At 68.8% G+C, this 13,353-nt stretch carries 10 protein-coding genes; 7 read left to right on the forward strand and 3 right to left on the reverse strand.

The window, feature by feature from the left end; all coding sequences use genetic code 11:
- Positions 1 to 869: 869 nt before the first annotated feature.
- Together GTY58_RS01100 and GTY58_RS01105 are read right to left on the reverse strand one after the other, a co-directional pair.
- Complete coding sequence (locus tag GTY58_RS01100) at positions 870 to 4,553, reverse strand: ATP-binding protein (protein WP_010981651.1); 3,684 nt, start codon at positions 4,551 to 4,553, stop codon at positions 870 to 872.
- A 594-nt stretch (positions 4,554 to 5,147) separates the two neighbouring features.
- Entirely contained in the window at positions 5,148 to 6,032 is an 885-nt protein-coding gene (locus tag GTY58_RS01105; RefSeq protein WP_010981652.1) for a nucleoside triphosphate pyrophosphohydrolase family protein, read from the reverse strand.
- A gap of 117 nt (positions 6,033 to 6,149) precedes the next feature.
- Here GTY58_RS01105 and GTY58_RS01110 point away from each other — a divergent pair, with 117 nt between their 5' ends.
- From GTY58_RS01110 to GTY58_RS01125, 4 genes are read left to right on the forward strand one after another with little or no spacing between them, the layout of a single operon-like run.
- Positions 6,150 to 6,410: an acyl carrier protein gene (locus GTY58_RS01110; protein ID WP_010981653.1), complete on the forward strand. Its 261-nt coding sequence runs from the start codon at positions 6,150 to 6,152 to the stop codon at positions 6,408 to 6,410.
- Complete coding sequence (locus GTY58_RS01115) at positions 6,407 to 6,814, forward strand: helix-turn-helix transcriptional regulator (RefSeq protein WP_010981654.1); 408 nt, start codon at positions 6,407 to 6,409, stop codon at positions 6,812 to 6,814. The genes GTY58_RS01110 and GTY58_RS01115 overlap by 4 nt, the downstream gene beginning before the upstream one ends.
- Positions 6,811 to 7,707, forward strand: coding sequence for an ImmA/IrrE family metallo-endopeptidase (locus tag GTY58_RS01120; RefSeq protein ID WP_010981655.1), 897 nt, complete (start codon positions 6,811 to 6,813; stop codon positions 7,705 to 7,707). Before GTY58_RS01115 ends, GTY58_RS01120 begins: the two co-directional genes overlap by 4 nt.
- A gap of 42 nt (positions 7,708 to 7,749) precedes the next feature.
- On the forward strand, positions 7,750 to 8,538 hold the full coding sequence (locus tag GTY58_RS01125; protein ID WP_037650995.1) for a hypothetical protein: 789 nt from the start codon (positions 7,750 to 7,752) through the stop codon (positions 8,536 to 8,538).
- Positions 8,539 to 8,579: 41 nt separating this feature from the next.
- Here the strand turns inward: GTY58_RS01125 and GTY58_RS01130 are convergent, their stop codons facing one another.
- Complete coding sequence (locus GTY58_RS01130; protein ID WP_010981657.1) at positions 8,580 to 9,611, reverse strand: nucleotide kinase domain-containing protein; 1,032 nt, start codon at positions 9,609 to 9,611, stop codon at positions 8,580 to 8,582.
- A 47-nt stretch (positions 9,612 to 9,658) separates the two neighbouring features.
- Between GTY58_RS01130 and GTY58_RS01135 the strand changes: the two genes are divergently transcribed.
- From GTY58_RS01135 to GTY58_RS39290, 3 genes are all read left to right on the forward strand, one after another.
- Positions 9,659 to 9,946 carry a hypothetical protein gene (locus GTY58_RS01135; protein ID WP_010981658.1) on the forward strand — a complete coding sequence of 96 codons (288 nt, stop codon included), beginning with the start codon at positions 9,659 to 9,661 and terminating at the stop codon, positions 9,944 to 9,946.
- A gap of 1,355 nt (positions 9,947 to 11,301) precedes the next feature.
- A complete protein-coding gene (locus tag GTY58_RS01140) occupies positions 11,302 to 12,216 on the forward strand; it encodes a helicase associated domain-containing protein (RefSeq protein ID WP_255253749.1) in 915 nt (304 codons plus the stop codon).
- A gap of 158 nt (positions 12,217 to 12,374) precedes the next feature.
- Complete coding sequence (locus tag GTY58_RS39290) at positions 12,375 to 13,328, forward strand: hypothetical protein (protein ID WP_137951558.1); 954 nt, start codon at positions 12,375 to 12,377, stop codon at positions 13,326 to 13,328.
- Positions 13,329 to 13,353 lie beyond the last annotated feature (25 nt).

Genomic DNA, 13,353 nt, shown 5'->3' on the forward strand with positions numbered 1-13,353 from the left:
TTCGGGGCCTGAAACTCATGCGACCCTCGGAAATTGTGACTCTGCGATCTTCTCCATAAACGGAATGTGATTGCGATTCAGGTTCACACGTTCGAAGGTGGACCGTGAGCTGCGGCGACAGAGGCACGCGTGAAAGTACCCTTTTCAAGAATCGCCGGGCTCGTGGCATAGGTCACACCATGCTCGGCCCTGCGCGGACATCTCGTGAAACGCAAGCCATCACAGATGGCCGTGTGTGCGCAGAGCCGGTCCGCCGTCACCCCTGGGAGTGACGCGGGGCATTAAGGCGCCGACCGGCGGCCCGGCCTGTCAGCTTCTAGCAGGTGAAGGCGCTTCCCCGTCGCGCACCCCCCCCTTGATCCCAGACGCTCCGCAATTGGGCCTGCCCTGGGCGCGCTCGCCGAGGCCCAGACCTTCCACCTCCAGGGGGTAGGGCGGCTGGCCCGTGCCGAACGGGCTGCCGCCAAACAACGCGCGCAGCAGGATGCGCCCGCATACCTGACCGCGGAGACAGCACGTCTGCATGCGGTCCGTGAACGGATGGCCTCCGAGGCCGAACAGTGGTGGCAGGCCCTGCTCGCCAACGACGAAGACACGGTCTGTGAGGCGGTGAACACCGCCTTCTCCGACAACCCGGCCGCCGGCCGGGCCTTCCGGTAATGCCGCTGGCACCATCTTCTTCGACGACCTGTTCGGCCGTTCCACCCCACCGGACCGCGGCTGACTAGGCTGAGGGGCCCCGCCGGGTGAGTGGAGGCCGTGGCGCCGCCGGTCGGGCCAACGACAGCGCCCGCGCACGGTCCTGCGGTCCTGCGCCGGGAGTCGTCTGGTGAACCTGAGCAACGGACACGTGCACCTGTGCCGACCTGTCACTGCTGGCGCCAGCGGCGGGTGACGAGGTTCAGCTCGTCCAGGAGGCTCGCGTCGTGTACGAGGGGCTGCAGCCAGTCGACGTCGGTGGGGCGCAGGCGGTGCAGTCCGTCATGGGTGAGTGTCTTCAGCAACGGCTCGGCGTGTTGGGCGAGCCAGTCGTCGGCGCCGAGATCGCGAGCCAAGCGGAGCAGGCCGACCACGGCTTGGGGCGGTCTGGGGTGGGGGATGCGCTCCAGCAGAGTGATGCCTTCGGTAAGCACGGCCTGGCCCGGTGGGTGGTCTGCAGCGTGCCACATGGTGCTGGTCTGGGCCTCAGTGAACAGGCAGAGCAGTCGGGTCAATGGGTCGCCGCTGGCATCGAGGGCGGGTGCATCGGCGCCGAAGCGGCGTGTGATCCGGCCCAGTTGAACGTGCGGGATGTCCGGGCGTCCGGCGAGGTCGCTGACGCACTGGGCGAGGACCAACCAGGTCCGGGCGGACAGACCGCCGGCGCTGGTGAACTGGATGGTGGTCAGCTGGTCGAGGATGTCGATGACGGTGGCCGCGGGCAGGTCGGCGGCGGCGTGGAGAAGATGGCGTCCCAGGATGTCCGCGGCCAGCAGGCGCCCGTCGCCGGACAGGCTCCGCAGCATCAGAAGGAGTTCGGCGTAGGGGGTGCCGGGCGGCCCGGGATCGTTGGCGGGCCGGTACAGCAGGGAGATCAGCGCATGTGCGAGGGACAGGCTGCGGGTGCGGTCGACCCCGTGGTAGGTCTCCAGGGCTGCGGGCATCTGGTGCAGGACCGGTGCCACAGCATGCAGCACGTGCTGTGCGCCGAGGTCGTAGGTGAAGGCCGCCGGCCGGTACAGGCCGGCTGGAGCGGTGCCATCGAGATGCTGGAAGGTCTGTGCCGTGGTGTCGTCTCGGGTGGCGAGGTTCACGGTCCAGGCGAGTTCTTGTTCGGGCTGGTGCGTGGACAGCCCCACCAGTAGGTCTCTGCGGCCGGTGGCGGGATCGGTGAAGGGCTCGGCGGCCAGGGCGCGGGTGAAGGCGTCCCAGGATCCGTCGCTGAACTGCGAGCGCCACAGCAGGGTGTGGCGGCGCCAACAGTCGACCGTGTTGCGGCTGCCCACAAGGGCGGAGGCACGGAGAGTGGGGTGGGCCAAGACGGCCAGCAGGAGCAGGTTGGCGCTGTAGACGGCGTCTTGCTGGGTGCGGTGCGTGAGGGCAGGGCGGTACGGCACGTGGGTGCGGTGGTGGGTGTCGCCGGGCGTCTGGTTGAAGAGACTGGTCAGCAGCGAGGTCAGATGCTCGCGCTGTGCCTGGGTGAGGCGGGTGAGTTGTTCGCTGGTGTTGCGTACGACTTCGGCCCGGTCGGTGAGCGGGACGTGGGAGAGCAGCGCGTACAGCCGGCCGTCGTCGACGGGGTGGTCGCTGTCCGGGCTGGTGGTGGGCAGGAGATGGCGCAGTTCGCCGGTGACAAGGCGGGTCAGCAGGTATTCGCCGAAGGTGGCGTGCAGGAATTCGTAGGCTCTACGTTCGTGGCCGGTGACGATGGCCTGAGCTTCGTGGATGAAGAAGAAGCGGCCGAACAGCAGTGGCGTGGCGTCGGCAGGAGCGGGGTCGAGCAGGGCAGCCAGGTCGTTTTCGGCGTCGGTGGCGGTGATGCCTTGCCGGTGGCGGTTGAACATGCCGATCGCGATGACGGACAGGCGCTGCAGTTCGTGGGCGACGCGGGCGGCTTCGGTGTCGGCCGGCAGGGCGTTGTGTTTGGTCACCTGGCGGCGCACGAACTCGGTCAGGAGCCGCTCGTACAGGCCCAGGCGTTGGATGTCCTCACCGTGCAGCAAATGCAGAGCGTTGCCGGAGGCGTCGTAGAGAGCGAGCATGAGCAGCAGCAGCGGCTGGCCGGCGAGTTCTTCGTGACGGCCCACCACATCCCATGTGAGGGGCTGCAGGGCGTGGGTGGAGAAGTAGCGGCGGTTGGTGGTGTTCCAGACGTGGAGCCAGCCGCGGATGCGGTCAGCGTCGAAGGGTTCCAGGCGGATGACGGTGCTGGGATGCGGGGTCAGGGCCTGGTCGGCGACCACGGTGCGGCTGGTGACGATCACGATCGTGGGGCGTGCCTGGTCGGCCTCGCGCTGCTGGAACTGCTGCACGCTTTGCAGGTAGGCGAAGTGGCGTGCGGGATCCATGTGATCGGCCGCAGCCTGGAGCAGTTCGTCGAAGCCGTCCAGGAGGACGACTCTGACGACGCCTGTGTCCGGGTCGGTGACGTCGGGCCAGGGTGTGCGGCGGCCGGTGGAGCGCAGCACGGCCTCCTCAAGCTGTTCCTGGACGCCCAGGTCTGCGGGCAGGTGACGCAGTTCGACGCGCTGGCAGAAGAACTCCGCCGCGGGCAGCCGGGCGGCGATCAGCTTGGTCAGCAGCGACTTGCCAGATCCCGGATGGCCCAGGATCAGCAGCGGCGCACGGGTGGCGTCCTCGGTGAGCAGATGGGCTGCGAGGAAGTCCTCCAGGTCGTCCCACAGCGGCTGGACTTCCCACCAGTCGTCACGGGCCAGGGCACGGTCACCTGAGCGGCCGGCCACGCGAAAGGCGGGGTTGATGTAGCCGGCCTCCAAGTCGGGGATGCGCGGGCCCGACTCCTCGACCTGGGCCAGAGGGGCACGGAGTTGCTGCTGGTGCGCCGGGGTAGGGGCGCCGTTGTCCTGGGCGAAGGTCTCCAACAGCCGGGACAACCCGGCGAGGCCCCGGCTAGATGAAACGTCCGGTGTCACAGGCTCGGACGGGTCCAGGGCTTCGGGCGGGTCTTGCGTCTCGGAGGTCAGGCGCAGTTCGGGGCATTCCCACGTCACCTGGGCCAGCAGGGCTTCGTAGCGGCGCCAGGCGCGGTGCGCGAGCTTGTCCGGCTGCTGGCCGCCTACGCCGCTTTCGTCGCATACGGTGTCGGCCGCGTAGGCGTAGGCGGCGGCGATTTCCGCACGCAGGTCGGCGGGATGCCTCACCCGCTGCGATCCCAGGGTGACACGCTCCAGTTCGGCCACCACGTCGCTGGTGAGATCGGCCTGCTCGTGCCCGAGTTCTGTCGTGTAGCGGATGCCGGAGGCGGCCACGGTCTCGCAGAACGCCGTTACCAGGGTGACCAGATCGGCTGCGCGCAGCAGGGCGGTTCGGGTGGTGCCGCAGCTGGCCCCTACCCGGTCGGCGAATCCTTCCAGCACGGCGTTCAGGTCGGTGACGACGGCACCGTGCAGCTTCAGTGGCTCCAGTAGTTCTGCGGCCAGCCGGTCGAAGCCCGTCCTTTCTCCGATGAGGACGCCCACGGCGCTGACGAAGTCGTCGGGGACGTCGGGGATGGTCTGGGCGGGTGGCAGAGCGGGCGGTTTAGCGGCGCGTGGCCGCGGTGGCGCGTGGTCGGCATCGGTTTCCGCCTCGCGGTGGCGGTGGCGCCAGTAGGCCAGGTCGGAGGCGAGTCCGGCCGACGGGGTGGTAGTTGCCCGTTGGTGGCAGTACTCCACGATGCGGGCAACATCGTCCCAGGGAGGCAGGGTGGAGCGATGCCCGTTGAGCAGCATGGAGATGGCGGCGGTGCTGCGGTTCACGGCGCGTGCTAGGTCGCTTTGCTGGATGCCGCACTCACGCACCAGGCGCCCCAGCAGCTTGCAGAAGACCGCTACCGGTCCCGAAGTCTCCTCCACGCACCCACCCCCGCCATTCACGCTGATTCAGTGTGATCTCTGGCAGCGTAGGCAGTGACCTGCGCCAACCACCGTCCGCTTTGGGACTTTTCAGCGAAACCCCGGCCCGGGCCTGCCGTCCGTCACGGTCGATGCGACACAACCCCAGCCTTCTTCGAGGAGTGCGCATGTCCTGGCTCACCGCCCCCGTCCCGGCTCTCGTGCTGGCCCTCGTGTTCTTTGTGTTTGCAGGCGTCGTGCTGCCCGCGGTGTGGTCCACACAGCCCGCACGCCGGAAGGCAGCCGCCGCCGTTCTTGCGCAGCTCCTCCGAGCCGGACGCGATGTCGGCGGCACACGGCTTTCCATGCCGCCGTCCCCGCCTTCTGCCGGTCCTGCCACGGCCACTCACCGGCAGACGCAGGTCCAGCCACACCACTCGGACAACGACGCGCAGGACGCGGCATCGTGAGCCCGCTGCATGGAGCCAGCCCGCATCGTCCGCGCTCGGCGTGCCGGTGGGATGTGTCTCCTCGGCCTTGCTGTCACCGGCCGGCGCGCTCACGTTCGAAGCGGTTCGGAACGCGTCGGCCGGGGCGTTCCGAACCGCCGGGGTGTCAGTCCTGGGTGACGGTGAGGGTGCGCTGGTCGAGGTCGAGCTGGACGATGCCACCGTTGTGATCGCGGAGCTGGCGCCAGGCGGCATAGCCGGTGAGGATGGCGTGTTCCCAGTCCGCGGCACGGCAGATGCTGACCTCGAGGTGGGCGGTCATGTGACCGATGGTGGCGAGGAGTTCCTGGTCGATGTGCTTGATGTCGGCGAGGTAGCGATGGCGGGCGGCGTACGAGAAGACGAGGGCTGAGATGCCTTCCTCGATGGCGATGGCGCGGCCGCCGTCTTCGGCTTCGTCGGCGCGGGGGTCACTTTTGCGTTTGCGGCCCAGCAGGAAGCGGGTGACCGGGGACCAGCCCAGCACCGTGGCGTGGGCGAGGTGAAAGATGTCGTGGAAGCGGTAGCCGTCTTCGACGTGGGAGGCGCTGGTGAGAGGGTCACCGGCGGGGGTCCCGTCTTCCCGCGTGAGGACGATGACGGTGCGGCCGTCGTCGGTCTTGGTGGGCGTGAAGGTGAGTGAGGTCTGCCGGGGCAACTGTTCGTGGGCGGGGAAGCCGGCGTCGAAGGGGGCGTGCTCCTCTTGGGGGGTGGTGCGCCAGCGGTCTTTGACCTTCTCCAGGTTGGCGGCGGCTACGTCGTCGAGGTCGAGTCCGAAGCGGTGGGTGAGAGCGGCGATGTACCACAGGACGTCGCCGAGTTCTTCGCGTAACTGGTGTTTTCCCTGTTCGAAGGCGGGTCCGTCGCGCAGGAATTTCTTGTACGCGGTGGTCAGGGATCCGACTTCGCCGGCGAGACCGAGGAGAGGGACGAGGACGGGGTCGGTGCCCTCTGCGGGGGGTTGGAGGGTTTTGATGGCCGCTTGCTGGTAGCGCTTGAAGTCCACACGCACGCCTGTCTGATCTTGGGACAGCCCCGTTGGCTTTCCCGACAGTGTGTCGTATGCTACGACAGCGCCGTTGGATATGCAGACGATTGGGGAGAGTTGTCGAACACAGGCACACCGAGCATGGACGACATCACCTCGGTCGTCATCGACTTCCTCGCCGAGTACGAGGGCGTCTCCCCCGGCGAGCTTCGCTCCGAACTGGAGCAGGACGGGCGGGAGTTGCCCGTGGACTCCCTCTTGGTGGTCGAGATCCTCACGCGCATCGAGGAGCGTTACCACGTCGCCATTCCCGCAGACCGGGAAGCGGCCCAGGCGACCGGGTCGGTGCGGGCATTCGCCGCGGCGGTCCTGGACGCGATCGAAGAAAGGCAGCAGTCATGACCCCTCCCCTCTCCGACAACCGTGACCGCGATCCCGAGCTGGTGCGGCTCGGTGAACGGCTGAAGAAGACCCGCGACTACTTGAACATGTCTCAGCAGTTCGTCTCGGACTCCACCGGCATCCCCCGCTCGGCCATCAGCGACATCGAGCGCGGCGAGCGGCGTGTGGACAGTCTGGAGCTGAAGAAGCTGGCGCGCCTGTACCGGCAGCCGGTCGCCTATTTCCTGGCCGAGGAGAAGGACGCGGACGCCAGCGAGTACTCGCTGGCCGGTCTGCCGCGAGCGCTGGCCCAGCTCACCGACGGGGATGCCAGGACCGTGCTGGAGTTCGCCGAGTACCTCACGCTCCGGCGCGCGGCAGAACGCGAGGATCAGAACGCCGAGGGCGGGAGTCCGACGGCGTGAACTGGGCCCTGGCACACCGGATCGCTTCGATCGCCGCCGTCCAGACGCACCGCGACCTCGGCATCGACCGCACGCAGTACGTCCACGTGCACCGGGCGCTCGGGGCAGCGGACGTGATCGGGATGGCGCAGCCGATGCCCCGGCTGTTCGGCGTGTACTTCTCCCCCGCCGACAAGGGACCAGCCGTGATGCTGAACGCTTCGCTGAACGCGATCACCCAGCGGCACACGGCCGCGCATGAGCTGGGGCATCACCGGCTGGGCCATCGCACCGCGGCCGATGAGGAGCTCGATCCCGCGCTGCGCTGGGGCAACGGCAGCTGGCCCGAGGAGGAGAAGACGGCGGAAGCGTTCGCAGCATGGTTCCTGATGCCCCTGCCGGCGGTGCGGGCAGCCCTGGAGCGGATCTGCGGCAGCCGGCCGTCGCATCCCGAGCACGTCTACCGGGTGGCGCGCGAACTGGGTACGTCGTACGCCGGAACCGTACGCCATCTGGTCAACCTCCGGCTCCTCGATGCCGGCCGGGCTGGCCAGTGGTCCAAGATCGCTCCTGCCGACCTGCGCAGCTCACTGGCGGCCGGGGCCTCGCTACCCGGGCAGGCCCAGGTGCACGTGATCACAGCAGCCTCCGCGGGGCAGACGGTGCACGCCGACGCGGGCGATGTGCTGGTGCTGCACCTGGACAACGCGCTCTTCGACGTCCTGCCCAAGGGAGTGGAGCCGTGGACCAGTGACGGTACGACGCCGTTGGCGAGCGCCGTGGTGACCGACGAACTTCCGCCGGGCGAACAGGGCTTGATCGAGGTCGCGGTGCCGACGCACGGCGCCGCGCTGCGGCTGACTGTGGTGCGCGAAGCCCCGCGTGCCGGGGTCGACGAGACCTGGCCCGCCTGAGCCCGACTCCCCGGACCACACCCGTATGTGTCAGGAGGACTGATGCACACCTTCACCGTGACCGAACGCGACGTCACCCAGGCCTGGGTCGCCGCCTGCAACAAGCTGGACCGCAAGGACAACCCGGACCGGACCGGCCTGCACACGGTGGTGCGCATCGCCGACCCGACGAGCGACGACCCGGTGTTCCGCGCCGAACTCGACCGGCTGCGCACCGCTCGCGGGCTCTGGCCGTTGGAGACCGTGGCCAGCACCCTGTTTCCCGCGGCCCTGGCGGCACGGAGCGCCGACCCGGATGACCTCGCCGAGCGCTACCGACGGATGTATCCAGTCATCAAGCGGTACCCGGGCAACCACCGCGGCACGTACTTCGGCCGCCTGGTGTTCTACCCTGCGGCGTCGAAGACCGGCATCGACCAGCTCAGCACCGTCATCAGCCGACTGCGGACACAGGCCGCGGGCACCAAGATAGCCGCCGCGTACGAGATCGACATAGCCGCAGCCACGGACCAGGAGGAGGCTGGCGCGGATCTGCTGGTCCACACTGCCGGGAAGGACAACAGCTACATCGGCTTCCCCTGCCTGAGCCACATCTCCCTCCAGCTGGACCGCGACCGGCGGGTGCACGCCGCGGCCCTGTACCGCAGCCACTTCATGTTCGAGCGCGCCTACGGTAACTACCTCGGCCTGGGCCGCCTGCTGGCCTACATCGCCCAGCAGGCCGAACTGGCCTGCGGAACCCTGACCGTAATGGCCGGCCACGCCCGGCTGGACGGCCCCGTCACACAGCTGCGCCCGCTGCTGACCGGCACCAGCCGCCTCGCGGCATAACGGCAGCCGGCGCAAGGCCACCGCCGTCGCATGCGGCACGCTCAGTGTCCGGGCGGGCCGTTGAGCTGCCACTTGGGCGGGAACCAGGCCGGCATCGCGTCTGCCTGCTGCCGGTAGGTCTGCTTGATGCGGCTGCGGCCGCTGATCCCGGCGATGTCCGGGTGGGCGACCCGGGCGTACTTGTCGACCTCGCAGAACAGGTTCTGGCAGTCGATCAGCTGCAGCGGACGCCCGCGCAGTCCCGCAAAAGAGAGGCCCAGGCGGGCGAAGTGCTCGTCCTGGGTGTCGGCCATGTAGCGGATGACCTCCGCCTCGATGCCGTCAGCCGCCGACCCGAAGCACTTGCGGATGCCGTCGCGCGCCCCGGGCCCGGGGACGACGAAGTCCATCTCCGAAAACGGCATCTCGGCCGCGTAGTTGAGGTCGATCACGAACTGGTAGGCCAGGAACGGCCCGATCGCCGGGAAGCCCAGCAGAACCCGGTAGGCGCCCTCCAGCGTCGGCGCGGACAGCACCCGCTGCGGCGCGTCCGCGGTCATCATCATCTCCAGCAGCCGCAGGTGGTTCTGGTGCTTGCGCTCCTCGCCGAGCTGCGGCGGGGGCACGATGTAGGCGGCCGAGTACAACCGCTGCCCGGCAGAGAACGCTTGGGAGAGCACCCGGTCATAGGTCCGGTAGTCGTAGGCGTTCCACCGCACCTCTCCCAGCGCGCCGTTCAGCAGCCGCCATGTCGAGGTCTTGTTGAAGATCTTGAACAGCAGGGTCCGGAAGAAGACTTCCTCCCACGCCTGCTCGCCCCGGTAGATCACGCCGCCGATCAGGTCCTGGCTGACCCGGTCGGCGGCCCTGAAGCAGTTGGTGAAGCGGTGTCGCTGCAGAATCGGATCGTCTGTGAACGGCCCCGCTCCCCCGGCCAGTCGCGCCTCGTAGACCTTCTGACGCGCCGCCGCGAAACGCCAGTAGGTGTCGAACACCGGCGTCACCGTCAGCGTGCGGCCTGCCACACGGATCTTCCTCGCCGGGCCGCAGTCTAAGACCCTCTGCTCTGCACGCTCTTGCAGCACCGTCACCATGGGGTCAATATATATTCAATATAGATTGGTGTCAGCGAGGGGGACGTGTGGAATTGCTGTGGCAGTGTCCACGACGCAAGACGCTGGTCGACTGGCCGGAGGACGTGGACACGAGGCTGGACGTCCTGGTCCGGGCCGCGGCAGCGGCCGGGGAGCAGACGTCGCGTTCGCAGGTGCTGGCCGCACTCGTGACGGCGGCCGAGGTCCGTCCCGCCGTCATCTCCGAACTCCTCCACTCCTACCGCCAGATGCAAGCCGACGCCCTCGAAGCGGACAACACGCGCGCCGACTTGCCGTCCGTACGCTCTCCCGGACGCACTCGCGGCAGGAGGTGACGCCGAGTCAGTCCCGGTTTCTCACCCGAGTGCCTCCGGTGGCCCGGTCAACGCCATCAAACGCCATAAGGTCACGGCTGCGTGCGCCGTTTCTCGATGGGCGGCCGATCAGATATCCCGCAGACCTGGGCCGATCACTCAAATGCCCTGACCACCGTCGCCGAGGATGGAGCTAAATGGGTCTCCAGGATGACGAGCTCGGCGCCTGGTGCGCTCCGGGCGGCGCGGTGCCTGTACAGGGCGAGACGACATGGTCGTTCCTGCATCGTGTCGCCGTCTGCTACGGCCTTGAGGTGGGCGAGCTGCTGGCGTGGGGGTGGTGGCAGTGGGTGAATCCGGTCACCCAGAGGCGCGGCCGCCGTCCGGACGGCGATGTGCTCCTGAACGTCACAGCCCAGGCACAGGTCGCGGCGTGGGCCGGGGCCCCAGTTGCGCATCTGGCGCGGGCATTGCCGTCGTGGACGGCCGGCCCAGCGTCCTTCGGTGAGCGGGCCCGTGCGGAGGAGGATGGGCACGGTGGCGGGTGGGAGCTCAGGCATGGGGGCCGGTGTCTTTCGGCTGCCGTCCGTGTGCCGCCCGGCGCAGCGGCCGGATGCAGCGGGTCTGGAGGTACGGGCAACGGTGGAATCGGGTGTGTTCCCGGCACGGGCGGTGGCTACTGGATGTCGGCGATGGCCACGACCTGGAGTATCTGGACGTGGGCGGGTGCCAGGAGCTGGCTGCCGCCCAGGCCCGGTGGCCGCGGACGGCCCGGCGGGCGGCGAGCACGGGTGCGGAGCCGGGGGCTGTGTTCGCAGTGGCGCGGGCGGTGGTGTGCGGGTGGTGGCAGCAGGAGGCGTTCTGGGAGCGGGAGCAGGTGTGGAGTCAGCGCCTTGAGCGGATCACTCTCGACACCAGCCGCAGAAGCGAGGTGGCATCGGAGTGGCCGGCAGCGTGGTGGCAGCTGGTCGCGCGCGACGCGGTTGTCTTCCCCGAGGTGGTCGCGGTGGCGGCGGCATTGGTGGATCCGGCCCTGCGACTGCTGGTGACGGATGAACGGCCGCTTGTCCGCCGGTCCCGGCACAATGGCCGTTTCGTGACCGCGCTCGGAGAGCGGCTGGAGCGCGGCTGGCTGGGAGAGGCGGAGTTGACAGAGAAGCCTAGCGCCCTGCAGGCATGGATGAGGGGTCTGGCCCGCGAGGTCCGCTCGCCGTCGCTGTCTGGTTCGGCACGCCGTGAGATGTGGCGGGTGCAGGCGGCCCATCAGCCTGCGGAAGTGGGGGCGGGGCTGCGTCTCTTGGCTACCTCCCCCACTCGCCTTCCGACTGCACGCCGGGTCGACGGGGTGGCGGGCCGAGCTGTGGCTGCCTCGGCGCGTGGGGCAGGGCGCCGGGTTGAAGGCCGTATCCGAGGAACGGTTCCAGGATGGTCTTGGTCACGCGCGCAGGTATGTGGCCCGGCATGGGCATCTGGCCGTCCCGCACGCCGACGCCCCGCAGGATGGGTTCGACCTGGGCCGATGGCTGGCGAATCTGCGCGCCGCTTCTGCCGGCTTGCCGCCTGAGTACGTGCGGGTGCTGGCGGAACTGGACGTGTGGTGGAATCCGCCCTGGCCGATCAGCTGGCAGCGGGCCTGGCACCGGGCCCGTGCTCACGCTCTCGCCCACGGCCCCGTCAGCGGTGGTGACAATCTGGCGGGGTTGCCGCGCTGGCTTGAGCGGTGGCTGCGCCGCCAGATCGCCGAGTACTCCCAGCTGGCCGCGGAACAACAGCAGTTGCTTGCCCAGCTCGGCCTCACACCCGCCGAGATCGACCGCTTCCACGCCTGGCCCGCGCGACGCCGCAGCGTGATGCATGGCCTGGAGGCTACTCACGACTATGCCGCCAGCCATGGCCACCTGGCCGTCTCCCAGCTCACCTCGCACGACGGGTTCGCCCTGGGCAAGTGGCTCAACCAAGTGCGCCACCGCCAGCGCACCGCCACCCAGCCCACGCGTCTCGGCCGGCAGCTCACTGCCCTGGACACCTGGTGGAACCCGCCCTGGCCCCTGGACTGGCAGCGGTACTACTGGGCCACGCGCCATCATCTCCACGGCCTGCCCGAAGGCGTGGTGTGGTGGCCCGGCGCACCGGAAGAGGCACAGACCCAGCAGTGGCTGCACGAGCAGCAGGCGTCCTGGCAGCATCTGCACAACGAGCAGAAGGCGTTGGTGGGCCGCCTGGCAACCGATCAGTCGACGGGTGGCTCTCCCAGGAGCGACCGACCGGACTCATCGCCGCTGTCCAGCTGATCGAGGCCCACCTGGTCTCTCCCCGCGATGGCCCTTCCCTCCAGGCATCCTCCGCAGAAGTGCCTCGCGGGCGACCGCAGGACCTGGCGTGGCGCCAGTTCGTCCGGCCCGCCGCCGTTCCTGAGCCGGTCGTCCTAGCCGCTGCGTACGCTGCACGGATGACGCAAGAGTGGACCTCAGCCATGAGTTTCTCCTCGTTCGCTCCTCCTTCAGGTGGGCAGGACGAGGCGGCACCCGTCGACCCGCGCGAGGCCGTGGAGGCGGTAGCAATGCGCTGGCAGGCCTTCAGCAGTCGCGGAGCCCAAGTGGGCTGGGCTTCGCAGGAGAGTCTGAGGCAGGCCGGCGTTACGGGCTACGGGCCGCTGATCAACCGGGTGGTGGAAATCCACGGGCTGATGGGCAGCATCGGAGAACAACTCGCCCTGGCCCGGGCCGCGGAACAGGACGCACAGCGTCACCAACGGACCGCCGCCATCCATGATCCACGGCAAGCGGCCGTCCTGGAGCACAGCCGGCGGATGGCGGTGCGCGCCCTGTGCGAGATGAGTACTCATTTCGTTCTCGGTGCTGCGCACGGGCTGGCCAACCTCGTGCTGCGGACCGTTTTGTGCCACCCCGCTGCCGCTTACGAGGTAAACCAGGCGAAACGGCTGAAGAAGGCGCAGGGCTTCCCTCCGGGCACCGATCTCAAGGAGGCCTGGCTGACGTTCTCCCCCACAGGCGACGTCTGGTCCACGTTGCTGCCAGCAGCAGCCGAGGCAAGCGGCCTCACCTCGCTGCAGGACCTTGTGGCGCGGCTCTGCCTGCTGCAAGTCGACCCGAGGTTTTCCGCGTTGGAACAACGGCGCGGCATGGACTACCACCGTCACCGCCCGCAGTCTTTGGACCACACCTCACCGCGCGCCGGCCTGTGGTCATACGATCCCGTTCACAAGGTGTCCACGATGCGCATGCCTGGCGCCTCGGCGGACGCCGAGCGGGATGAGGAGACCGTCCATCGCATCAGCGCCGACGCGCTGGAGTGCCTGGGCGCGGCCCTCACCGACATCGAGCCCCTGATGGGCGAGAGTCTGCGCAGCTGCCATCTGTCCTGGATACCAGTCAACGCCTGACACCGATCGCCCACCGGCGGCGTGC

This window comes from Streptomyces sp. SID5469, assembly GCF_009862865.1.
Taxonomy (GTDB): Bacteria; Actinomycetota; Actinomycetes; order Streptomycetales; family Streptomycetaceae; genus Streptomyces; species Streptomyces avermitilis.